Source organism: Neptuniibacter sp. (assembly GCF_024231755.1).
Taxonomy (GTDB): Bacteria; Pseudomonadota; Gammaproteobacteria; order Pseudomonadales; family Balneatricaceae; genus Neptuniibacter.
Window position 1 is genome coordinate 18092 of record NZ_JAAEQH010000109.1, and the last position, 24094, is coordinate 42185.

General features: G+C 48.3%; 22 protein-coding genes. 10 read left to right on the forward strand and 12 right to left on the reverse strand.

Annotation, left to right across the window (positions count from 1 at the left end; all coding sequences use genetic code 11):
• The first annotated feature begins 285 nt into the window (after window positions 1-285).
• From GY843_RS05690 to GY843_RS05710, 5 genes are read left to right on the forward strand one after another with little or no spacing between them, the layout of a single operon-like run.
• The gene (locus tag GY843_RS05690) at window positions 286-1077 is read left to right on the forward strand and encodes a response regulator (protein ID WP_297307409.1); all 792 of its coding nucleotides are present in this window, start codon (window positions 286-288) and stop codon (window positions 1075-1077) included.
• Between the two features lie 19 nt (window positions 1078-1096).
• A complete protein-coding gene (locus GY843_RS05695; protein WP_297307411.1) occupies window positions 1097-1456 on the forward strand; it encodes a response regulator in 360 nt (119 codons plus the stop codon).
• A 23-nt stretch (window positions 1457-1479) separates the two neighbouring features.
• Window positions 1480-1965: a chemotaxis protein CheW gene (locus tag GY843_RS05700; protein WP_297307413.1), complete on the forward strand. Its 486-nt coding sequence runs from the start codon at window positions 1480-1482 to the stop codon at window positions 1963-1965.
• 15 nt (window positions 1966-1980) lie between these two features.
• Window positions 1981-3759, forward strand: a complete 1779-nt coding sequence (locus tag GY843_RS05705) for a methyl-accepting chemotaxis protein (RefSeq protein WP_297307416.1) — start codon at window positions 1981-1983, stop codon at window positions 3757-3759.
• Window positions 3760-3779: 20 nt separating this feature from the next.
• The gene (locus GY843_RS05710) at window positions 3780-7505 is read left to right on the forward strand and encodes a response regulator (protein ID WP_297307418.1); all 3726 of its coding nucleotides are present in this window, start codon (window positions 3780-3782) and stop codon (window positions 7503-7505) included.
• Window positions 7506-7545: 40 nt separating this feature from the next.
• Here GY843_RS05710 and GY843_RS05715 read toward each other — a convergent pair whose 3' ends face one another.
• Window positions 7546-8484 carry an NADP-dependent oxidoreductase gene (locus GY843_RS05715; RefSeq protein ID WP_297307420.1) on the reverse strand — a complete coding sequence of 313 codons (939 nt, stop codon included), beginning with the start codon at window positions 8482-8484 and terminating at the stop codon, window positions 7546-7548.
• A 136-nt stretch (window positions 8485-8620) separates the two neighbouring features.
• Between GY843_RS05715 and GY843_RS05720 the strand changes: the two genes are divergently transcribed.
• Window positions 8621-8845: a hypothetical protein gene (locus GY843_RS05720; protein WP_297307422.1), complete on the forward strand. Its 225-nt coding sequence runs from the start codon at window positions 8621-8623 to the stop codon at window positions 8843-8845.
• 7 nt (window positions 8846-8852) lie between these two features.
• Window positions 8853-9623: a sulfate transporter CysZ gene (cysZ, locus tag GY843_RS05725; protein ID WP_297307425.1), complete on the forward strand. Its 771-nt coding sequence runs from the start codon at window positions 8853-8855 to the stop codon at window positions 9621-9623.
• 70 nt (window positions 9624-9693) lie between these two features.
• Here the strand turns inward: cysZ and phoR are convergent, their stop codons facing one another.
• The 4 genes from phoR to GY843_RS05745 form a co-directional block, all read right to left on the reverse strand.
• Window positions 9694-11067: a phosphate regulon sensor histidine kinase PhoR gene (gene phoR, locus GY843_RS05730; protein WP_297307427.1), complete on the reverse strand. Its 1374-nt coding sequence runs from the start codon at window positions 11065-11067 to the stop codon at window positions 9694-9696.
• A 34-nt stretch (window positions 11068-11101) separates the two neighbouring features.
• A complete protein-coding gene (phoB, locus tag GY843_RS05735) occupies window positions 11102-11797 on the reverse strand; it encodes a phosphate regulon transcriptional regulator PhoB (protein ID WP_297307429.1) in 696 nt (231 codons plus the stop codon).
• Between the two features lie 117 nt (window positions 11798-11914).
• Complete coding sequence (gene ubiA, locus GY843_RS05740) at window positions 11915-12814, reverse strand: 4-hydroxybenzoate octaprenyltransferase (protein WP_297307431.1); 900 nt, start codon at window positions 12812-12814, stop codon at window positions 11915-11917.
• Between the two features lie 38 nt (window positions 12815-12852).
• The gene (locus tag GY843_RS05745; protein ID WP_297307433.1) at window positions 12853-13386 is read right to left on the reverse strand and encodes a chorismate lyase; all 534 of its coding nucleotides are present in this window, start codon (window positions 13384-13386) and stop codon (window positions 12853-12855) included.
• A 130-nt stretch (window positions 13387-13516) separates the two neighbouring features.
• Between GY843_RS05745 and GY843_RS05750 the strand changes: the two genes are divergently transcribed.
• Window positions 13517-14098, forward strand: coding sequence for a DUF1415 domain-containing protein (locus GY843_RS05750; protein ID WP_297307435.1), 582 nt, complete (start codon window positions 13517-13519; stop codon window positions 14096-14098).
• Here GY843_RS05750 and GY843_RS05755 read toward each other — a convergent pair.
• Window positions 14095-15000, reverse strand: coding sequence for a LysR family transcriptional regulator (locus tag GY843_RS05755; RefSeq protein WP_297307437.1), 906 nt, complete (start codon window positions 14998-15000; stop codon window positions 14095-14097). The genes GY843_RS05750 and GY843_RS05755 overlap by 4 nt on opposite strands.
• Window positions 15001-15112: 112 nt before the next feature.
• Here GY843_RS05755 and GY843_RS05760 point away from each other — a divergent pair, with 112 nt between their 5' ends.
• Entirely contained in the window at window positions 15113-15661 is a 549-nt protein-coding gene (locus tag GY843_RS05760; protein ID WP_297307439.1) for a pyridoxamine 5'-phosphate oxidase family protein, read from the forward strand.
• Window positions 15662-15669: 8 nt separating this feature from the next.
• A complete protein-coding gene (locus GY843_RS05765; RefSeq protein WP_297307441.1) occupies window positions 15670-16266 on the forward strand; it encodes a glutathione S-transferase family protein in 597 nt (198 codons plus the stop codon).
• Here the strand turns inward: GY843_RS05765 and GY843_RS05770 are convergent.
• The 6 genes from GY843_RS05770 to GY843_RS05795 all read right to left on the reverse strand — a co-directional run.
• A complete protein-coding gene (locus GY843_RS05770) occupies window positions 16244-17764 on the reverse strand; it encodes a diguanylate cyclase (RefSeq protein WP_297307443.1) in 1521 nt (506 codons plus the stop codon). The genes GY843_RS05765 and GY843_RS05770 overlap by 23 nt on opposite strands.
• A gap of 138 nt (window positions 17765-17902) precedes the next feature.
• The gene (phoU, locus tag GY843_RS05775) at window positions 17903-18634 is read right to left on the reverse strand and encodes a phosphate signaling complex protein PhoU (protein WP_297307445.1); all 732 of its coding nucleotides are present in this window, start codon (window positions 18632-18634) and stop codon (window positions 17903-17905) included.
• A 17-nt stretch (window positions 18635-18651) separates the two neighbouring features.
• Window positions 18652-19485 (reverse strand): phosphate ABC transporter ATP-binding protein PstB, encoded by an 834-nt coding sequence (gene pstB / locus GY843_RS05780; protein ID WP_297307447.1) that lies wholly within the window; start codon window positions 19483-19485, stop codon window positions 18652-18654.
• A 44-nt stretch (window positions 19486-19529) separates the two neighbouring features.
• Window positions 19530-21218 (reverse strand): phosphate ABC transporter permease PstA, encoded by a 1689-nt coding sequence (pstA, locus tag GY843_RS05785; protein WP_297307449.1) that lies wholly within the window; start codon window positions 21216-21218, stop codon window positions 19530-19532.
• Window positions 21219-21242: 24 nt separating this feature from the next.
• The gene (locus GY843_RS05790) at window positions 21243-23516 is read right to left on the reverse strand and encodes an ABC transporter permease subunit (RefSeq protein ID WP_297307451.1); all 2274 of its coding nucleotides are present in this window, start codon (window positions 23514-23516) and stop codon (window positions 21243-21245) included.
• Between the two features lie 148 nt (window positions 23517-23664).
• A partial coding sequence (locus GY843_RS05795; protein ID WP_367183804.1) for a PstS family phosphate ABC transporter substrate-binding protein occupies window positions 23665-24094 on the reverse strand: 430 nt, incomplete at its 5' end.

Sequence of the window (24094 nt, forward strand, 5' to 3'; positions counted from 1 at the left end):
TAGGTTTCGACCTGTTCCCCTTTTTATTTCCGACTTTAACAGTAGTTTAATACGTTTGTTTTATTGTTCGCTGCTTTTTAAACTTGTTTAATAGGTTAATAATTAGGCAAGCTCTAAGAAAACAAAAATAATAACTTGAGATTGGAGTCTGGTTCGCTGCCCTGACAGGGGGATGGGGTGCATCCGGACAGTCGTTATGTCAAAAAGAACATCCCGTTATCCTACAGTTTTTGCAGATCAGCCCTGCACTGATGTTGTTTGCATTACTCCTGCATTGGAGGTTTTATGCAGATAGGCTCAGTTGGTTTTCCTGAAGATCAGCAAGTAAAGCTGGAAAAAATCTTCAAGCTTTCAAAACAAAATCGCTATTCACTTGTTGATCTGGATTGCAGTGAGCTGCCAGATCTATTGTTAGTTTTCGGTTTTGATCTATCGGCCCATCAAGAATTGGCTGAATTACCGGAAAGTTATCATTCCCGCATTATTCTGGTTGGACGTGGTAAACCAGAAAACAAACGCTATGCCCATCTTGGTTATCCGTTAGTTTCCTCCCGCGTTTTGCGTGCTCTGGATGGCATGACAAACAAGAACGAAGAGGATGAAGCGGTCGAGCCGGATGAGGATAACCGCTTCGCCAAATACCAAGACGTTGAAGTTACGGCTCAGCCTGAGCATGCACGCAGTAGTTACCAGATTCTGGTCGTGGATGATAACGAAGTCATGCAGCAGGCGCTTAACAATGAGTTGTTACAGTTGACTGTCCCTGTGATCGTGCATTTTGCGGGTACCGGTGAAGAAGCGCTGCAGCAGGTAGCGCAACAGAGATACGATTTTATCTTTCTGGATGTGGTCATGCCGGGTATTGATGGGTTCGAAACCTGTACCGAGATGCGTAAACGTCCGGAATTAAAGAAAACCCCCATTATTATGTTGACCTCCAAAACCTCGCCTATGGATGAGGTAAAGGGGATCATGTCTGGTTGTTCCACTTATCTGACCAAGCCGATAGAGCATGAAGAGTTTCAGAAGGTAATCAACCGGGTATCAAACTGGGTAGATGAATTTCAGAAAGCCTGAATTATGAGCGGAGTTTTAGGTGAAGAAGATTTTAGTAGTTGAGGATGATCCGGTACAGCAGCAACATATTTGTACGGTACTGTCAGATACAGGTGCTCAGGTGATTGTTGCCGGTAACGGTAAACAGGGATTGGAAAAGGCGAAAGCGGAAAAACCGGATCTAATCTTTATGGATATTGTTATGCCTGAGATGGATGGTTTTTCTGCCTGCCGTCAGATTACAAGTGATGCAGAAACCAAAGATATTCCGGTGGTGATAGTGTCGAGTAAGAACGAAGAAGCAGATAAGGTCTGGGCACAACTACAGGGTGCGGTTGCAGTAGTGGGTAAACCTTTTACCCAGGATGATCTAATGGCGCAGATCAACAGCCTGACTTGAGGTCAAACCTCTGAGAAAAAATTATGGACTCACAACTGACCGGTATAGCATCTGAAGTAAGCACTACCTTCCATCAGATTCGGCATGGCTTCAAAGTAGGCATGTACGCTTTGCTTATGCTGGAGCAGGCCCGTGCTGAAGTTGTTAAGTCGCCTTCAATCTGTCGAATGCCTTCCACTCCGGAATGGTTCAGTGGGTTCGTTAATCACCGGGGTGAGACAATTCCGGTATTTGATTTAAGCATCTATTTTCAGCTTGACCGGGATACCGAAGAGAAAAAAGAGTGGTTGTTGCTGATAGATGAACACCCGCAAGCAGCAGGCATTTTACTTTCGCAGCCGCCGCAAAGTCTGACTGACCCAGTTTTAGCAGATCCAGAAAAGAGTGAACAGGAAGCACTGCCAACCAGCTTAAAGCATGCCGTTGATAAGGTGTACCAGTCTCGTAATCAACAGTGGTTGGAATTAGATCACCGCCGCTTTTTCATGTCATTGAAAACAGAATTTTAAAGTAGGAGTAGAGTAATGCAGTCGTTTTGGGAGTTTAGAAACGTCCGGATACCGATCAAATTTGCGATCGCCTTGTTGCTGCTCTGTGCAGGTCTGATTTTCATGGGAACCTCGTACTACCAGACCATTGTACTTGAGGAACAGGCGCAGCAGCGTTCGCAAAGCTTGCATGAGTTTGTACGTCTGGTGGGTGATACAGATAACAACATTGCCAAAGCCCAGTATCGCGAGAAAAGCTACCAACTAACCTCAGATCTACAGCACTTGGCAGCGTTCAATCAGCATATTCAGCAGATTGATAATAACGTTGTTCAGCTGAAAACTTTGCTACGTAGTGAACAGGATAAAGCGTTGGTAGCGGAATTGGCTGAGCTTTTGGCGGACTACAGGGATACCTTCTCCAGTGCTTTTCAGGAAAGCACTATGGCTTTTTCCAAGCTTCCGGATATTGTGACTGCAATTGAACCAAAGCTTGAAGAACTTCAGGCGCTTGCGGGTGTATACAAGGAGCTGGATACCCAAGCACGAGACGTCGATGTCCGCGAGATGGTCACTTTCTTCTTCATCTCAATGGGTTTGATGACTGCCGCACTTGCGGTCGCTCTCTCCATCGTAAAATACGGAGTACTTGACCCGCTGAACCAAATTCAGGGCACAATCACCAAAGTACGTGAAGGGGATGTTGAAGCACGAAGTGAACTGGATAGTCAGGATGAATTGGGGCAGCTTTCCAATGTCTTGGACACAATGCTGGAGGAGAAAGAACAGGCTTTGCAGGAAAAGGATGCCGAGAACAAACGCTTGAACGGTTCGATCATCTCCCTGATCCAAAACGTATTCCAGATATCCCAGAAAGACCTGACTGTTCGTGTACCGGTCGCAGAAGACGTAACGGGTGCGATCTCCGATTCTATTAACCAGTTGGTTGAATCGATCGAGGTGGTACTGCGTGAGGTAAATGATGTATCACACCGGGTAAACAGTGCGTCAGTGCAGGTAAAATCACAGTCTGCAATGGTACTTAGCCACGCAGAACGAGAGCAGGAAGAGATCAGTCAAACACTTGAAGGTCTGGACTCGGCGATCCGTACAATGGAATTGATCTCAAAACTGGCAGCTCTTTCCAACACGGCTTCGCAAAAGGCAATGAAAACATCTGAGACAGCGATGGATTCGGTATCTCAGACTATCGACAGTATTAACAAAATCCGCCAGACCATCCACGAAGCGGAAAAACGTATTAAGCGTCTGGGCGAACGTTCTCAGGAGATCGGTGGTATCGTAAACCTGATCAACAACATCTCGGAGCGTACCCACGTACTTTCACTGAATGCGAGTATGCACGCGGCCTCAGCCGGTGAAGCAGGCCGTGGTCTGATGGTGGTAGTAGATGAGGTACAGCGTCTGGCGGAGAACTCCCGTGAAGCGACCTCTGAAATCGAATCTCTGGTAAACAATATTCAGCTCGAGACTGCGGATACCATCAACGTAATCAACAACGTAATCACCGATGTAGTAGAAGGTACGCGACTAGCCGAAGAGGCGGGTGAGCGTATGGGTGAGACGCGTTCGACAACACAGACCCTTGTAGAGTCGGTTGTTCGTATCGCACAAAGCTCGGTTAAACAGGCGAAAGTTGCGGAAGAACTGCGAGTACGTGCAAGTAGTATCGATGAAACAACCCAGGCGACCAACTCAGAGATGAAGCAACAGGCACAACTGTCAGATGAGTTGGTAAATGCCGCAGATGAACTGCAGCGTTCGGTCAGCGTCTTTAAGCTGGCGGCATCCTGAGTCTGAGTAGGATAAACACGATGTTTGATCCGAAGATGGCAATTGAGTGGCTGATTGCAAAGCAGCGCCTTTGTCATAAAGTGGGAACGCCGGTTACTGAACTTGTTGGTGAGCTTTATCAGCAGGTTGATCAATTCAGTGAGGCAGATCTGTCAGGTATCTCTGACTTCCTCGCCCTATATGCGGAGCAGCTGGAGCAGCTGGATGAGGTACAGCAGACTCAGGTGAAACCTGTGCTGGAGCGGGTGGATTACCTGCTTGAACAGATCTTTAGTGCTTCCCCTAAGCAGGTAAGTACGGAGTTAATCACCTGCTTGCAGAATAGCAATTGGCCTGAACCTCTACCTGAAGAGGACAGTGAGTTCCTGCTTGAATTGCTAAGTGCGGATTGCGCCGCATTATGTCAGGCAGAAGAGCCGACTGATCTGCAGCTTCCGTCAGTGGAAGAATGCTCTAAGGCTGAAGAAAACGAAGATGATTTTCATGCTCCCACCCCTTGCGCCGAAATCAAAGTTGTATTGGCAGACTTACCTGATCAGCTTGAGCAACTGGATACCGTTAGCGAAGAACTCTATGAGTTGGTAGATCGCTGCTCTGAAGAGGATTTCAGCGGAGTTTCTGATCTGTTGGCATTGTACGCAGAGCTAATCGGTCAGGTTGAAGATGAAACACTGCATCCCCTTTTATTGGAGTTGAATACAGAGCTATTGATCCTTTTGTCAGGTGATGAGGAAACTAATTCCCTTGCTAACCTGTTCCTAAAGATGGCGGATAGCCAGTGGCCTGATCCTGTACCTGATGAGGATCTGAGTTTCCTTGAAGAGATTCTATTGCAGGATCTGCAGCGTTTAAGTGGTGATGAACCAACTGCTGCGAATGAGAGCGGGTCTGCACTGAGTGAGGCGCTTCCAAAGCCTCCTGCATTTTGTGAAATCGACTTTTCACTGCTGGAGCAGGAAGGCCCGGAAGTTGCCCCGGATGTTGTGGCAATGCTCTCCCAGAGCATCGCTGCACTGCAGGAGCAATGGCAGCAGCAAGGTTCTGATCTCCAAATCGACCTCGAAGTAACCCAAGAAACTCTTGCCTCTGTGATTCGGGCCCTTGGAACCCTGCATCTACTCGGTGCAAAGGTGCTCAGTGAAGGTTTGCTGCATAATTTCCGTTATCTGCATGGGAACCAGTTACCACTGAGTGAAGAAATTATTCTCTCGGTCCAGTCCTGCTTTGCTGCCATGCAGGAGTACTTTGTTGATATCAGTATCTATGAGCGCCAACAGGCACTGCTGGATCAGTTTATTGATGCGCAACTGCCTTCTACTCCAAATACGGAAGAAGCCTCATTCATCATGGGCTTACTCGCCCTTGCGTCTTTGCAGGCTAGCGAAGATATTGAGCAACTCCAGGCTAAGCCAGAAGACGTAGAGCTGGGTGAATCGGAAGAGGTAGATCCGCAACTGCTGGATATGTTGCATACCGAGCTACCTCAGCTTGCGGATGAGTTTCAGGACAATCTGCAACGCCTGCTAGAACAGGGTGATCAGAATGGATTGCGTGGCTCGCAACGTGCCGTGCATACCCTGAAAGGTTTGGCAAATATGGCGGGTATACGAGGGTTAGCCAACCTGGCTCATAACCTGGAGGATCTACTCGACTTCTTGGCGGACCATAGTCTGCTACCTTCTGCTGGTTTGAGCAGAGATCTCCAGGTGGCATCCGACTGCTTGGCGGCAATGAGTGATAGTGTTACCGATGGCACCCCATCGCCGGATAATGCTCTGCCAGTCCTGCAACAGATTATGGATTGGGATTATCGGCTGAAAACCGAAGGTGCTGCGGCGTTAGAGCAGGATGAGGCGGAATCTGAAACCTCCGTGCAAGTTTCAGGTGTTGAAGATGCTCAGGCTGAGTTACCAGAGGTCACGACTGCCAAACCGGAAAATCCGGTTTTCCGTGTCCCGCGCCCTGTGCTAGACAACCTTTTCCGCTTGGTGGGTGAGTCCAGTACGCTGAACACTCAGCTGGATGAAGAGATCGGTCAACTGCGTAGCTTTACCCGTACAAATCGTGATCGTCACCGTATTCTGCAACGTACTCTGTTTGAGATGGAGCAACAGTTTAGTGAGCAGATGACCTTGCAGCCCAAACTGGATGAAAACTCCGATGAGTTTGATCCACTGGAGATGGATCGCTACAACGAATTGCATACCACCATCTCTCGTGTACAGGAGGCAGTGGCCGATGTACGTGAAGTTCAGCAGGAGATGGAGGGGCATATACAGAGCCTCAACACTCTGCATATTGCGCAATCGGGTCTACAGAAAGAAACACTGGAAAACGTACTCAGTACTCGTCTAGTACCGGTGAAGAGTATCACCACCCGACTGCAGAGGATCTTACGTCAGGCGTGCCGTGCAACAGGCAAACAAGCAGAGTTGGTCATCGAGGGTGAAGAGACCCAGGTAGACAGCCAAATCCTTAACCAGCTAGCAGATCCGCTGTTGCACATAATCCGTAATGCGGTAGATCATGGTTTGGAGTCGATGGCACTGCGCCAACAAAGGGGTAAGCCCGAGCAAGGTACTATTAAACTGAGCTTTTCAACGCTGAGTGATCAGATCCGGGTAACCTGTGAAGATGATGGTGACGGCATTAACACTCAGCGCGTTCAAGCGGTTGCGGAAGAGAAAAAGTTGATCGAGCCGGGTCTGGAACTGAGTGAAGATGAGGTTCAGCGCTTGATTCTGATACCTGGCTTCTCCACGCGTAGTGAAGTCAATCAGCTGTCCGGTCGTGGTATTGGTATGGATGTGGTGTATCAGCAGATCTTACGTCTGCAGGGCACACTGGATATCCGTTCCGAGACGCGTAAGGGCACCAGCTTCCAGCTTTCCATGCCTTCAAGTTCGTTGATGGTGCGCACTCTACTTGTACGTTGTGGCCGTCAAATCTTTGCACTCGCCGGTCACGGTATTGAGCAGAGCTTGATCTCGCTGGATGGTCGCTTAGAGGAGCAAAATGATCAGCTGACCTTCAGTCACGATGGTGAGACTTATCCTGCCTATATGTTGGAAAGTCTATTAGCCGAGAGGGCTTTTGACTATCAGGAAGCGGGAGCCGTATATCCAGTATTGATCGTGAATATGGCACAGGGTGAAAGGGTGGCGGTATTGGTGAAAGAGGTTATTGCTCACCGTGAGCTTGCATTCAAGCAAACGGGTGACTATATCCCAGACTTGCCTGGTATTCCCGGCCTGACCATTCTGGCCAACGGTGAGGCAGCGCCCATTGTGGATCTGCCTGCCCGTATCCGTTACCAGCGTTCTGCTCTGGTGGATCACAGCTTCCTGCCCGCCCCAGAAGAACTATTTGAGTTACCGCGTTTGCTGGTGGTTGATGACTCATTGAGTGCGCGTAAGTCTCTAGCGAGCCTACTGCAGGATACCGGATATGAGGTGACCACGGCGATTGATGGCCTGGATGCATTGAATCAGATCCGTAAGAAACAACCTGATCTTATTCTCACCGATATGGAGATGCCGCGAATGGGTGGGGTAGAGCTTTCTAACGTGGTACGTAACCGTGACGAGACAGCCCATATTCCAATCATGATGATTACATCACGCTCTACGGATAAGCACCGTGAGGAGGCTAATGAAGCGGGTGTGAGTGCCTATGTCACTAAACCGTGGACGGAAAACCAGTTGTTGGATCAGGTGGATAATCTGCTTGCGGAAGCTTGTGTATAAATCGTGATAAGGGACAGACTTAAGTCTGTCCCCACAATGCTCAGATAGTTAGCACCAACTTACCCTTAACCTTCCCAGTTCTGCTAGCATCAAACGCTTCACCAATATTCTCCAGTGGGAATGTCTGGGCAAGCTGCAACTGCAGTTTACGGTCTGCTGCTAGACCTGCCAAACGATCAAGCTGTTCCGCATTTGGTTCAACACGGATAGGTTCAACGTTAACCTTCATCTGCTTACCTGCCGCGATGACCTCGTCTTTAGTCACTGAAGGTAAGGTCACCAGCGTTCCGCCCGGTTTTACACAGCGGAGGGCATCGATGCCTACCTCGCCGCCAACGCCATCAATAACCAAGTCAACATTATCAACATGGTCGGTAATGTTTTCAGTTCTGTAATCGATAACCTGATCTGCCCCGAGCTCACGAAGAAACTCATGATTTTCTGATGAAGCGGTTGCAACGACACGTGCACCCATCCATTTAGCCAATTGAACAGCCAAATGACCAACACCGCCCGCTGCTGCCAGAATAACCACCTTCTGTGATGCTTGTAACTGGCCCTTATCAAACAGTGCCTGCCACGCGGTCAGACCGGCTAATCCTAATCCGCCAGCGGCTTCTACGGGCAAATCGTGCGGACGTAAGCTGATCTGATCCGCAGGAACCGCAACATATTCGGCAAAACATCCTGCGCGTTCCGGAAAATTGATAAAGCCGAATACTTCGTCACCCTCTTTAAAATCAGCCACATCATCTGCAACTTTGGCTACAGTGCCAGCAAACTCCCAGCCTGGGACAAAGGGTAGGTCGCCAATAAATGGGGCTGCACCACCGCCAGAGCAGGTTTTCCAGTCGATAGGGTTTACCCCGGCTGCTTTATTCTTGATCAGAACCTGGCCTGGATTCAGTTCCGGTTCGGGCAGTTCGGTATATGTTAGCGCTTCGTTGGAACCGAACTGACTGATTTGTATCGCTTTCATTTACTACTACTCCACTGGATACACTGGCTTTTACTAAGGCAGTGCAGCCGAAAACTCTGTTTTTTGTTAGGCTTGTTTTCTATTCAAGGGACCATATAGATAAGAACTGGTTCCGCAATAAGTAAAGGCGAATGTAATGTATCTGGCAATGTTAGAACAGTTTTTATTTTGGGGTGGTTTACTGGTATTTCTGGTGTCACTAGCGATGTATGCTGGTCGTACCAAGGACTATAAATCACTGGTTGAGTTCTGGAAGCCAACTATGGAAATGACCCGGCGCGAATTTAATGTAAACCGTGCCGGTTTATCGATGATGATTGTGGCTGTTGTGATTCGAATAGCCCTATTCGTGCTCTATTAAGGTATTTATGAAAGGAAACCCTGTAAGGGGAGCGGGTTATCTGCTGCGTGGTTTGCAGATGTTGCCCGATCCTCAGATCCGTCCCTTTGTATTGGTCCCGTTACTGACCAATATTGTTCTGTTTATCTCTGCAATCTGGCTGCTGTTCAGTAACTTTGGTGGTTGGGTTGATACGTTGATTACGACCTTTCTTCCGGATTGGGAGTGGTTGCAATGGCTACACTATATTTTATGGCCGATGATGGCGCTGCTGGTGGCAGTGTTTGTTTATTATGGTTTTTCAATCATAGCTAACCTGATTGCTGCACCTTTTAACGGTTTTCTCTCTGAGAAAGTTGAGAAACGCTTGCGTGGCGATGTGATCCAGGATGAAGGCTGGAAAGCGGTTGTCGCGTTGATACCGCGAGCAATCGGTCGAGAGCTATCAAAACTGGCGTATTACTTGCCCCGTCTACTTGTTCTTCTGGTGATCTCTTTTATTCCTGTTATCAACGTGATTTCGCCACTGTTGTGGCTGTTGTTTGGTGCCTGGATGATGGCGATTCAGTACTGTGACTACCCAATGGATAACAACAAGGTCAGCTTTAAGAACATGAAAATGATGCTTAAAACCGATCGTCTAACATCCATAGGGTTTGGTGGTTTGATTCAGGTGGGAATGATGATCCCATTGGTGAATTTGATCATTATGCCTGCTGCGGTAGTGGGGGCGACTATCTACTGGGTTGAAGCTCATGCTTCAACGGAGATTGATCTGGACCAGAAAAGATTGAAGTAAACCTATCCTAAGTGATTCCTGCGGAAGCAGGAATCCGGCTACCTAATTGGATCATGTTGGAAGGTAGGGCTTATGCAGTGGGCTGCTGATTATTCTCGTCGCTCTCTACCGGCATATGTGACAGAGCTTCTGACTCGCCTTCTTCCGGCTGTTCCGCTTTAAGAATCATCTCTTTGGGGAAGTGGCAGGCAAAAGTACTGCCCTTACCGACCTTACTCTTGATCGTCAACTGACCACCATGACGGGCCAGTACGTGTTTTACGATAGCGAGCCCAAGGCCCGTTCCACCACTGGCGGATGAACGGCTTTCATCAATACGATAGAAACGTTCGGTTAGGCGTGGAAGATGGATCGATTCAATGCCAGGTCCGTTATCCTTCACAGAGAAATGAGCGCCGCTGTTATCGACCCACCATTTGATACGGATATTGCCATCACTCGGTGTGTAACGAACAGCGTTATATACCAAATTTGAAAACGCGCTGTGTAGCTCAATTTCCTGACCAGAGAGATCATGTTCCAGATCCAGCTCCAGCTTGAATTGGTGGCCTTTCTCTTTTGCCAGTTGCTCAGCGCCTTCCATAATATGCTGGATCATGCTGTGAATCTGGATAGGCTGTTCATCAGAAATATGGTGGCTGGCTTCCAGTCGTGAGAGTAGCAGCAAGTCTGAAACCAGATTCTCCATGCGACGTGCTTGCTGTTGCATAGAGGTAAGCCCTCGCACCAGAGGGCGAGGAAGTTCCTGGTCGAGGAAGGTTTCAAGATAGCCGCGAATCACAGTCAGGGGCGTTCTCAGCTCGTGAGAGGCATTAGCAACAAAGTCCTGACGGGTCTGCTCCAGACGCATTATCCTAGTCACATCACGGGCAACTAGCAGACGGTCACCATCACCGAACGGAGTGATCTGATATTGAATCTGAATTTCAGAGCGCGCAGGTGAGGGCAGATTAATGGGATCAGTATATTGGCCCCGTTTGTAGTAACGGATGAAACGGGGGTCTCGCAGCAGGTTCATGATTGGTTTGCCGCGATCGGAACGGTCACTCAGACCTAGTAAGCGGTTTGCAGCATTATTCCACCACTCCAGGTTATGCTGACCATCAATAATAATGATCGCATCTGGCAGGGCTGCCGTGGAGTCTTGAAAACGGGAGATAACATTGCGCAACAGATTCTCGCGGGAATCCTGGCGGCGTTTCATACGGGAAAGTTCGTCGAATAGCTCTCCCCAGTGACCAGAGCTTTCAGGTGGTTCAGCAAGTTCCTCTTTTGCTTGTAGCCAGTCATTAAGGCGATTGAACTGTTTAACTTGAAACAGTCCCCAAACAAAAAGGGCTATGGCTGTGAACCAGCCGGGAATACCAAGTATTAAACCGATGGCAAAGGCTATACCACTCACCAGCAGTAGGCTGGTCAAGATTGAGTGGCGATTTCTTTGCATGGTTTTTCCTTTACAGAAGTTTGCCTTTTACACTTCAGGCAACATTAGAGGAGAAGCGATATCCTGTTCCGCGCACTGTTTGTACCAGATAATCGTGGCGTTCGCCAAGCGCTTTTCGTAAACGACGGATATGAACATCCACTGTACGTTCTTCAACGTAAACGTTGCCGCCCCATACCATATCCAGAAGTTGGCCACGGGAATAGGCGCGATCCTGATGAGTCATGAAGAATTGTAGCAGGCGGAACTCAGTCGGACCCAGTTCTATCGGGGCGTCATCAGCAGTAACTCGGTGAGAGATCGGATCAAGAGTAAGTCCGTCGACAGTTACCGGCTCTTCGATGCCTTTTGGTGTAGTTCGACGAAGGACCGTCTTAAGGCGGGCAACCAATTCACGCGGTGAGAACGGTTTGGTGATGTAATCATCAACACCGGCTTCAAGACCTTTGATCTTGTTATCCTCATCTCCCTTAGCTGTAAGCATGATAATAGGGATATCAGCGGTTGCTTCTTCTTTGCGTAAGCGGCGGGCAAATTCTATACCGCTGGCACCTGGCATCATCCAGTCCAGCAGAACCATATCTGGCTTATCATCAACGATCAGCGCGTGTGCTTTGTTAGCATTATCCGCTTCCATGCATTCGTATCCTGCCATTTCTAGCGCGACAGCGATCATCTCACGGATTGGAGCTTCATCATCAACGATAAGTACGCGTTTTGACGCAGACATTGTGTTATTGCCCTTTTCTACTCAATTTATCGACGCGGATATTAGAAGACAATTGTGTTACACAAATATGACAAGCAAAGCGTTTTCGCAAGTAAATGACCGAAAAACGACCTGTTTTTATAGGTATTGCTGCAAAAGGTAATGGCAGCCAAGCCCGATAAAGATCGCCATGCCCGCATAGTGATTGTTAAGAAAAGCTTTAAAGCAGGCGTCCCGATCACGATCCTTGATCAGATACTGCTGATACAGAAACAGGGCGCCAGCTGCTACAAGGCCCAGATAATAGGCAATGCCCAGAGATAACTGAGCACCAAGCATGATTAAAGTGAGAAGGGTGGTTATCTGCAGAATCCCGATAATCAATTTATCAGCATCACCAAAAAGGATGGCGGTAGATTTTACGCCAATTTTTAAATCATCATCCCGATCCACCATGGCATACATGGTGTCGTAAGCAACAGTCCATAGAAGGGTGGCGATATAGATCAGCCAGGCCAGAGTGGGTACTGTTTCTGTTACTGCGGTGAAGGCCATTGGCACTGACCAGGCAAATGCAGCCCCTAGTACCACCTGAGGTAGGTGGGTGTACCGCTTCATAAACGGATAGCAGGCTGCAAGTAGCAGACCACCAGCAGAAAGCATGATGGTTTGAATATTCGTAAACAGGACCAACACAAAGGCAATAAGCATCAATATGGTAAACAGCACCAGAGCTTCTTTAGCTGTTACTTTTCCTGCAGGGATAGGTCGTTGGGCTGTGCGTTTTACATGACCATCAATCTTACGATCAGCGAAATCATTGATAACACAACCTGCAGATCGGGTCAGGAATACTCCTGCAGCAAAGATAAACAGAATGTCATAAGCTGGAATGCCTTCAGCGGCTACCCACAATGCCCAGAATGCAGGCCAGAGTAGCAGGTAAGTACCTATTGGCTTTTCAACACGCATCAATTGCCCGAAGTAACGCAGCTTTTCGGTCCAGGGCATCTGTGGTGTTTGAGTATTAGCAGGCATAAATTTTCAGACTAATGTTAGCTGTTGTGATGTGACGCTTAGTTTACCTGTTGTAGCTCTGGCAGGAAAACCTCACAGACCAGAAGAGGTTTGTCTGATAGGTAAAATACAGAGCGCCGTGCCCAAACTTTACGTTGGTCTTGCAGACGCAGACAGCTAATCTGCAGTGGCCCCCGGCGCATACTGGGGTCTGTAAAAAGTAGAGAGCCTAAAGAACGATTACCTAACATTCTCAGCTGGCGCTGACGGCCGGTGAGGGTTTGAGCAGGGATGATAGACCGTGCATAAACCCAGGGTTTTCCTGTGCCGATTAGCTGAACTTCGCGAACCAATGCATATTGACGGCTGCGCATGTTAAGCGCCTTGGCTTCGGAGCGGGTTGGACGCATCCAGCCTTGTCGGACCACTTCGACCCGAAAGTCCCCCCGGCTAAGTTTGACCAGCCGTTGTGTTAGGGAGCCACTATCGGTAAGCCATGAATACCACTCAGCCGGTGCTACCTGATGGTAGGAACGACGTAATGTAGTCCAACGGGTATCAAAGCTTTGCCGAGTTAAAGCGGTGGTAGGCACTGTGTTTATGTCCTTAATAAACGCCTTTAACAAAGGTCATTAAAAACGTGGCGCTATCTTAGCAGAATTGTTCAATTCTGGGGACAGGTTTAAACCTGCCCCCTTACACCGCCTGTGTTACCATGCGGCGATGACTAAACAACTCTTTGCTTTCCCTGCAGAACAGGCCGCTGATTTGATCCAACAATGGGTTGAAAAAATGGTGGTTGGTCTGAATCTATGTCCCTTTGCTGCACCTGAAGTGCGTAATGAAACAATCCGCTATGCCGTATCTGATGCCACTGATTTTGAAATGGCCGTTCGGGATTTCCTAATTGAACTTGAACGGATACAGCGAGCCGAGGAAGAGGAGCTTTCTACGTCTCTTGTCACGTTCACGCATATGGCGGCAGATTTTGAACAGTTCCTTGATCTGCTGGATCTTTGCCAATCAGTATTGGAGCAGGCGGGGTTAGAGGGTGTCTTCCAGTTAGCCAGCTTCCATCCGCAATATTGCTTTGGGGGTGTAGCTGAAGATGACATTAGCAACTGGACCAACCGTGCCCCTTTTCCAACCATTCATATTATCCGTGAAGGGCAGATGGCACGTGTTCTGACCCATTACAAAAATCCAGATGAGATCCCAGAACGGAATATGGCCCTAATGGAAGAGTTGGGTAGAGAGGGATTGATTGAAAGGTTCCCACCTCTAGCCCAGTACTGGAACAACTAACTTCCCATCCCGCTTAAGCGTCTTTTTAGGCGGGGTATCGCCCAATCAATAAATACCCTGCTACGGGAAGAAAGTTGACGGCTATGTGGATACACAAGATTAACGGGGAGGGGATTGGTCTCGAACTTTTGCAAAACCGGGAGCAGTTCCCCTTTTTCGATAAAAGAGGCAACCTGGTAGCTGAGAAACTGACCATAGCCTAGTCCCTGTTTACAGGCATCTAATGCCGTTTCCACATGATTGGTTTTATATCGCCCATTAACACTGATTTTATGTAGGGTGCCTTTATCATAAAAAGGCCATTTAGCATGAGATGCCAGAGCTGTAAGGTGAATACAGCTGAACTTATTAAGTTCTGTTGGGTGGGAGGGCTTTCCCTCGCTATCGATCAGATCCGGGCTTCCGCAAACTTTGTAACTTACTTCCCCAACTTGTTTAGCCATCAACGTTGAATCGGGTAGCGGACCAATACGCAGGGCGATATCCATCCCCTCTTCGATAAGATCTACCACTCGGTCGAGTAGTAGTAGCTCAACCTCCATTTCTGGATATTCTGCAAGAAACTCATTGATGACAGGTGCTAAATGCAAGCGGCCGAAGGTAATCGGCGCTGTTATCCGGATGATCCCTTTTGGTGAGGTCTGGCGTTGATTAAGTGCATTTTCTGCATCTTCTATGTCTAACAGAATATGACGGCAGCGCTTAAAGTATTCCTCTCCCTCTTCAGTCAATTTCAGCCGTCTGGTTGTGCGGTAAAGTAGTTGTGTATCCAGCTCCTTTTCAAGGCTCGCTAAAGCCCGCACAACAGATGATTGCGACATAAATAGCTTGTCGGCAGCGCCGGTTAAACTTCCACACTCGACAATTTTTACAAAAATGGACATCGCTTTGAGCTTATTCATATCTACAGATTAATGCAGAAAATGCATTATTAAAATGGTGTTGGGTCTATTTATTGCGAATAGTGTTTTCGGTGAAGATGGGCGGGTATTTAATTTAAGGGTGAGGCTGCTAATGGGGCACCGTTTTAGTGATCTGACATTTACGGCGGATGTACAAGCTACACAACAACAGTTTGGTAGTTATGAGCGTTCGCAAACTGTTCGTAAGCGAATGCCTGATTTTGATCGTTTGGGGGAAAGGGAAACACAATTTATTGCCCAACGGGATAGCTTTTATATGGCAACAGTATCCACAGAAGGCTGGCCTTACATCCAGCATCGCGGTGGTGAGCCAGGGTTTTTGACCGTCGTAAATGAAAGTCTGCTCTGCTTTGCCAATTACTCAGGTAATGGACAGTTCCAGAGTCTGGGTAATTTAAGCAGTAACAACCGAGTAGCTCTATTTTTGATGGATTATGCCCATAAAAGACGTCTAAAAATCTTAGCTGAAGCGACGATGTTTTTGCCACAAGAGCTACCTGAGAGGCTGTCTGTATATTCTAATGCATCAGCTGAATCCTATGTTGTTCTGCGGCTGGAAGCATTTGATTGGAATTGCTCACAACATATCACGCCCAGATTCAGTGAAGCTGAGGCACTTGATCTATTTGCAAGTAAGTAAGGAATAAGATGATGAAACTGTATGATCTAGAGTTATCCGGAAACTGCTATAAGGTCCGCCTATTCGCTGCTTTAGCGGGTATTCAGCTGGATTTGGTACCGGTCGATTTTATGGCGGGAAAGCATAAACAAGCGCCAGTTATCGACTTAAATCCATGGGGTGAACTGCCTGTACTGGAAGATGGAGAGGTGGTGTTAAGGGACTCGCAGGCTATTCTGGTTTATCTGGCTAGGCAATATGCGAATGATGACTGGTACCCTCAGGATGCTGCAGAGCAGGCATTGGTACAACAGTGGTTATCTACGGCAGCTAATGAGATCCAGAACGGTCCCGCTAGTGCACGCCTTGTGGATAAGTTTGGTTTTGAGTTGGATAAAGCGAGAACACTAGTCATTTCAGATCGTATTCTGGGGTTGTTGGAATCTCATCTATCGCAGAACCAATGGTTAGCAGCAGAACAAGCAACAATCGCGGATTGTGCTGTGATGCCTTATGTGGCTCTGGCGCGTGAAGGGGGCATTAGTCTGGATGATTACCCTGAGATTCTTAAATGGATTGAACAGATAAAAACTTTACCGGGGTTTATTCCGATGCCGGGGATATAAGCGCTACCTGATTACGGCCGCCAGCTTTAGCCGCATAGAGCCCTTTATCGGCGAGCTGGATCAGTTCATGTGGTGTACCACCTTGCGCTGGTTTTATGGAAGCTAAACCAGCGCTTACTGTGATTATCTCAGCAGTCTCTGATTTTTCATGCTTAATTCCCAGGTCAGCTACAGCCTGGCGGATACGTTCAGCAAGCGTGATTGCGCCATCGATGTCGGTATCTGGCAAGATCACCGCAAACTCTTCTCCGCCGTAACGGCAAACCATATCCTGAGCACGTTGAACCGTTTTCTTAATGGTCTGTGCTACGGTACGCAGGCAGCCGTCACCGGCTAAATGTCCGTAAAAGTCGTTAAATGTTTTGAAGTGATCGATATCGATCATTATCAGGATTAGATTACGCTTGGAGCGTTGTGCCCGGCGCCACTCTGTTTCGATACTGCGTTCAAATTCACGGCGGTTGTTTACCTGAGTCAGACCATCAACTCGTGCGGAGCGGGCCAGTTGATCCTGAGAGTGTTTAAGCTGCATCAAAATCTGAATTCGTGCCTGCAAAATTGCAGGGGAACGGTTCAGAATCAGAAAATCAGATGCGCCTGCATTATAGGCTTCCAGTTCTAGTTGTTCGTCAGTGTCTCGGCTGATAAAGGCAACAGGTAGAGGCAGTTCATCTTGGTTCTCGCCGCATTCCCGACATAGAGCGAACATATCTTGCCACTGCTGCTCAGTACTCAGGAGCAGCAGATCGGGTGGATCATCGTGTAGTAGTGTTTTCAACTCCTGCAGGCTGGAAGGCAGGAGAATGTTGTATTCGTTTCGGAGCACTGCGATAACCGGCCAGATTTTCTCTAGGCTGTGATCACAGTAGATTGCGATGGTTTGTTGCTCACTACGTGGGCATCCCGGTTTAACCTGATCCTGTGAGGAGATCTCTTCACCTTTAAAAAAGGCTATTAGATCCTCTGGGCTTGGCAAACCTAGGGTGGTACGGCCATCATCGCAACTCAGCACGGGAATACGTAGATTGTAGTCACCTTCTTCCCAGCTTTGTTGCCAGTTACTAAGGAGATTCTCTTGTGGCTCCTCAATATTTACTTCAGCAGGCAATCCAGCTTCGATCAGGCATTCATAAATAACGGAAACATCAGCAATATCACGCCCATCTACCCATAGCGCTCTGTAGAGGAGGCGGCGGAGTTCTATGGCTTTTCTGCTATCAATCTCAGCGGCTTGGATCACGCAGAGGCTGGCGAAGCGACTGTCACTGCGCTTTTTCGGTAATGCCAGTTCTACTTGTGGTGCTCGACTACGAACAACAAACACTTCACTGGCAAGCTCTGCCTGACTCTCGGCGGTTTTGTTGTAAACCTCTATATCTGGAGCATGTTCTACCAAACGCCACTCTAACTGCTCGAGAAGACCAAACTGGTGTAGCTGCTCATGCAGGGCATAGCAGAAAGGACAGTTTAGATCGGCGTAGACAGTGTATTGAAGCATAAGGTTTTCAGTATCAGTCAGACTTAGCTCAGTGAAGTGGTTTTAAACTTATCGACCAAATTAGGGAAAACCTTTAGCCGAAAAGGCAAAAAAAAGCGGCCCAGAAAGGCCGCTTTTTATTCAGAACAGATTCAGATTTTACTCTGTATCCTCCGGGCGAGCCGCTTGTTTTATCTGCTTTAGGCTACTGTGACGTACGTCAGTTCCGCTTACCAGATAGATTAGGTGAGCGGCCATCGCGCGTGCATGATCGCCAATACGTTCCAGGCTACGTAGTACCCAGATTACGTTCATTACGCTGGAGATAGAGCGCGGATCTTCCATCATGAAGGTTGCCAGAGAGCGCATTGCAGAGCGGTATTCCTGGTCAACAGACTTATCCATTTTCGCTACGCGGTAAGCCAGCTCAGTATCGTTACGGGCAAAGGCAGTCAGTACATCCTTAACCATTTCACGTACCAGATTACCGATGTGACGTACTTCCTGATAACCGCGTGGTGATTCACCTTCTTCTACCAGCTCAATTGCGTGGCGGCAGATACGGCTTGCTTCATCACCCATACGTTCCAGGTTAGTTGTCGCTTTGGATACAGCGATGATTAGACGCAGGTCGCTGGCAGCAGGCTGACGACGAGCGATGATCATGGTGCACTCTTCGTCGATCAGAACTTCCATTTCATTAGTCTGCTTGTCCACTTTACGGGACTGCTCAGCCAGTTCTGCATCACCATTCAGCAGCGCATCGATACAATCGTGTACCTGACGTTCTACAATACCGCCCATAGTGAGTAGCTGGGTACGGATCTGTTCCAGTTCTTCGTTAAACTGACCAGAGATATGCGTGGAGTAATTTCCAGTATTAATTTCCATGTTTAATCCTTCCCCAATTAACCGTAACGGCCAGTGATGTAGTCTTCAGTCTGTTTCTTATCTGGGTTGGTGAACAGAGTATCTGTTACGCCAAACTCGATCAGATCACCCATGTACATGAATGCAGTGTAGTCAGAGACACGTGCTGCCTGCTGCATGTTGTGAGTTACGATCACGATTGTGAAGTCTTTTTTCAGCTCGTGGATCAGCTCTTCAATCTTCAGTGTGGAGATCGGGTCCAGAGCGGAAGCCGGTTCGTCCAACAGCAGTACTTCTGGTTTAACAGCGATAGTACGTGCGATTACCAGACGCTGTTGCTGACCACCGGACATGCCTAGTGCACTTTCGTGCAGACGATCTTTCACTTCATCCCACAGTGCTGCGGATTTAAGTGCCCACTCTACCGTTTCATCAATTACGCGCTTCTTGGTTACGCCTTGAATGCGCAGACCGTAAGCAACGTTTTCATAGATCGATTTAGGGAATGGGTTTGGCTTCTGGAATACCATACCTACACGACGACGCAGCTCAGCGATATCAACGCTACGCTCGTAGATGTTGTTATCATCCAGCAGGATCTCACCTGTGATATGGCAGTCATCAACCAGATCGTTCATACGGTTGAAGCAACGCAGCAGTGTGGATTTACCACAACCGGATGGGCCGATGAAAGCTGTTACGCGATTCTTAGGAATGCGCATGTCGATACCGTGCAGGGCTTCGTTGTCGCCGTAGCTCAGTTTCAGGTTGTTAACCTTAAGGGCCAGTGTCTCTTCCTCAAGGTTCAGGATGCGGCTGTCGCGCTGCATAGAAGAAATATCAATTGCGTGTGTTTTAGCTTCGCTAGTCATTTTAGCAACCTTTAAAAATTCTGTTCGTTGTCCGTTGGTTTCGATTACATCTCAAGCGCTTTGTATTTCTCACGCAGGTGGTTACGGATCTGGATAGCTGACAAGTTCAGCATCGCAATTACCGCCACCAGCAGGAACGCTGTTGCGTAAACCAGCGGACGAGCCGCTTCAACGTTAGGGCTTTGGAAACCTACATCGTAGATGTGGAAGCCCAAGTGCATAAATTTCTGATCCAGATGTAGGAACGGATAGTTACCGTCCAGTGGCAGACTTGGCGCCAGTTTTACTACACCTACCAGCATCAGCGGTGCTACTTCACCTGCAGCACGCGCGATCGCCAGGATCACACCGGTCATGATAGCCGGGCTGGCCATCGGGATTACAATCTTGATCAGGGTTTCAAACTTGGTCGCACCCAGTGCCAGAGAGCCTTCACGAATCGCACGTGGGATTCGGGTCAGACCTTCCTCTGTTGCAACAATTACAACGGGTACTGTCAGCAGTGCCAGAGTGATCGATGCCCACATCAGACCTGGTGTACCAAATGTCGGTGCTGGCTTTGCTTCTGGGAAGAATGCGTCATCTATGTGACCACCCAGGAAGTAAACGAAGAAACCAAGACCGAATACACCGTATACGATGGATGGTACACCAGCCAGGTTGTTTACCGCGATACGGATTACACGGGTTACAAAACCCTGTTTTGCGTATTCGCGCAGGTAAACGGCTGCAACAACACCGAATGGTGTTACCAGTACTGACATGATGATTACCATCAGAACCGTACCGTAGATCGCTGGGAAGATACCGCCTTCGGTATTTGCTTCACGTGGGTCATCGCTGAGGAATTCCCAAACTTTAGCAAAGTAGTGGCCGAGTTTGCCGCCCAGACCCATATCGTTTGGCAGGAATGCGCGAACAACGTGAGCAACTTTGAACTCAACGATTTTACCGTTGGCGATCTCAGCTGTGATGCTGTCACGGTTAACGGCATTGTAAAGGTCTAGCAGTTCACCCTGCAGGCCTTCATACTCAGCGTTCAGTTCAGCACGGCGGGCGTCGATAGCAGCATATTTAGCAGTATCATTAACTTCTTTCAGCTGTAGTGAGCGTTCTTTAAGGCGCAGACGTTCCAGCTCGTAGTTGATCGAACCGATTTTGCCTTTTTCGATATCCTTGATCTGATCATGGATCATCTCAGCACGTTCAATACGCTTCTGGAATTCATCCCACAGCGTTAGGTACTCTGCTGATTTGTCGTAACCAGTATGCGCACCAACTTCTTTACCCGATTCTTTAATGCTGCGCAGGTAACCGTAGAAGTTACCCCATTCACGACGTTCCGCCGCAAACAGCATTTCAGGTTTAGATGACTCAGAAGTAAAGGCATCCAGAACCCAGATAAAGTCAGTACCACCGTGGTCACGGTTACCGATCTTCATCAGCAAACGATCCATCGTTTCAGTACCCTCAGGTACTTTAACACCACTATCGCGTAGCTGATCAGCAGGTACTTCTACGGTTTGAACTCGCTCACCAATCATACGGATGGTGTTGGAGTTCTCAGTGTAGTTAGTTTGCACTATATCAGCAGGCCAGAAGTGGCCCAGACCGCGTACGGCGATCAGGCTCAACAGACCCACAACCATGATCATACAGATCGCGACGGCACCGGCATTCAACCATACCCAAGGTGCGCCGGATTTAGTCCATTCAGTAAAAGACTGTCTCATCAAATTAATCCTCAATACGCACTATTACAGGGAGCCATACTTCTTACGCAGGCGTTGTCTTACCAACTCGGCCAGCGTGTTTACGAAGAACGTAAACAGGAAGAGTACAAAGGCAGCCAGGAACAGGATTCGGTAGTGAGTACTACCCACTTCGGATTCAGGCATCTCTACAGCGATGTTGGCTGCCAGAGTACGCATACCCTCGAAGATGTTCACATCCATAATTGGTGTGTTACCTGTTGCCATCAGTACGATCATGGTTTCACCTACCGCACGACCCATACCGATCATTACCGCAGAGAAAATACCTGGGCTCGCTGTTGGCATAACAACGCGAACCAGTGTCTGCCATGGTGTAGCACCCAGTGCCAAAGAACCGTAGGACAGGTGTTTTGGTACTGCGAAGATCGCATCCTCTGTGATAGAGAAGATAGTTGGGATAACCGCAAAGCCCATCGCGATACCTACTACCAGCGCGTTACGCTGATCGTACGGAATGCCCAGCTCGTTGCTTACCCAGTAGCGCATCTCTGTACCGAACAGCATCTGCTCGATACCCGGTGCGATCCAGAAGCTGAACATAGTTGCGACAATAACAACCGGTACCAGCAGGGCTGCATCCCAACCTTCAGGAATCAGAAAGCGAATAGACTTCGGTGCATTCGCCCATGCGAAAGCAAAGCCGATAATGGCAGCCGGAAGCACCAGTATGGTGACAAAAATACCTGCCAGATTGACTTCCATAAAAGGTGCAAGCCAAAGACCTGCCAGGAAGCCCAGAATTACTGTAGGTAGTGCTTCCATCAACTCGATGAAAGGTTTTACCTTACGGCGCATCGCCGGAACCATGAAGTAAGCAGTGTAGATCGCACCACAAATTGCCAGTGGCGTACCCAGCAGCATCGCGTAAAAAGCAGCTTTCAGGGTACCGAATGCCAGAGGCATCAGGCTGTATTTAGGTTCAAAATCGTTGGTTGAAGCAGAGGACTGCCAGGTGAATTCTGGCTCCTGATAGCCTTCGTACCAAACTTTCTCCCACAGAGCGCTCCATGAAATTTCCGGATGCTCGTTGTGGATCTTCCATAGCGCCAGTTCACCGTTCTGTTCAACCAGTAGGGCATTAGAACGGGGTGCCATAGCGATTGTGTCTACATTGCCTTTAGCAACTGCTGCACTCAGAGAGTTACGTTCAGCTGTAGTGCTGTAGACCGCCAGATTGCCGGTTTCGGAGATAGTCACAAAACCTTTACGGCGATGTTCAATAGCGATGCTGCTGATTGCAGAATTTCCGGTCTGGAAAGAGCGGATCTTGGTCATCAGCCACTCATTGTCCTGATTACGTACCAGGAACCACTGTGAGGTAAGGCCTTTATCGTCAGAGATAAGCAGTGAGTTGCCGCCCAGTAGCAGTTCGAAGGATGTGATTTTGCCCTGTGTAGCGTCAACTAGCTGAGTAACCTTAGGGCCGCCCGCTGCTTTCATATCAACGATACCCAGTTTGCTGCCTTCACCGGAGATCATCATCCAGCGACGATCTGGCATCAGAAGTAATTTCTGAGCTGGGATGTTCATATCTGGAAGAGCGTATGAGCTGGTGTCTGCTTCAACCTCTTCGGTAATAATATTTTCAGTCAAGCTAACATCAGTGGCAGTCAGTTTTGACTGCTGACCACCAATCAGTGTCCACTCTTCCTCTTCGCCGTTCAGTGCCAGAACTTCAACTGGTCCTTCACTCACCTGAATTAGCTCTGCGCCCAGAGGGTATTCAATTTGTGGAGTGATTACACGAACGCCGTTTGGATAGGTCGACTTGTACTTGTGCTTAAAGACCTGCGCCTGACCGTTGCTGTAACCCAGTGCAAAGATGCCGCTGTACTCAGATGCAATGGCAAAGCTGGTTACTGAAGCGTCGGCAGGGATGTCAGCATTTTCCTGTTTCAGGACTTCGCCGTTGCGCGTGTTAAAGAACACCATCTGACCTGCGTCAGTGACACGCAAACCGATCTCAGTCTGCTCTTCCATGGTCAGGTAAAGCGTTTTCCCTTCACCGGGAATCTGATAAGGAGCGACCTGTTTTTCGTTTTCCTGCCATGGTTCGATTTCGGCAGACTCAAACAGGGGAGCCACTTCATAAAGAAGGTAAAAGAAGATCAACAGAATTGCGACAATTACGCTGATGCCACCAAAAGCGATACCTACAGCCGCAAACTTATCCTTAAAAGCGCGTATGTTTCTGTGTCGCTTGGCCGCTGGAGTGTCAAAGTCCAGTTCGGTCGTTGCTGAGTTTTCTGTACTCATGGCACATGGGTCCTGAGGTTAACTAAAATTACGGCGCGTACAATATTAAAAGTTTGTTACACCAATGTTACAGAAGGTGTAATAAACGAAATAAGGGGGCCATTTCTGGCCCCCTTATTCGGGTCAAGCAAGTTAGGCTTGGGATGTATTACATGCCCAGAGCAGCCATCTGCTTCTTAACTACTGCAGCAGGTAGTGGGATGTAGCCATCTTTAACAACTACTTCCTGACCTACTTTAGACATAACCATCTTCAGGAATTCTTTCTCTAGAGGAGCTAGAGGCTGACCTGGCTTCTTGTTCACGTAAACGTACAGAGAACGAGCCAGTGGGTACTTGCCGTTCAGAGCGTTCTGTGGAGTTGCTTCAACGAATGCAGAACCTTCTTTCTTAGTCAGAGGCAGTGCACGTACGGAAGCAGTCTTGTAACCGATACCGGAGTAACCGATAGCGTTCAGAGAAGTAGAAACAGACTGTACTACAGATGCAGAACCTGGCTGTTCGTTAACATTGTTTTTGAAGTCACCTTTACACAGGCCTTTCTTCTTGAAGTAGCCGTAAGTACCGGATACAGAGTTA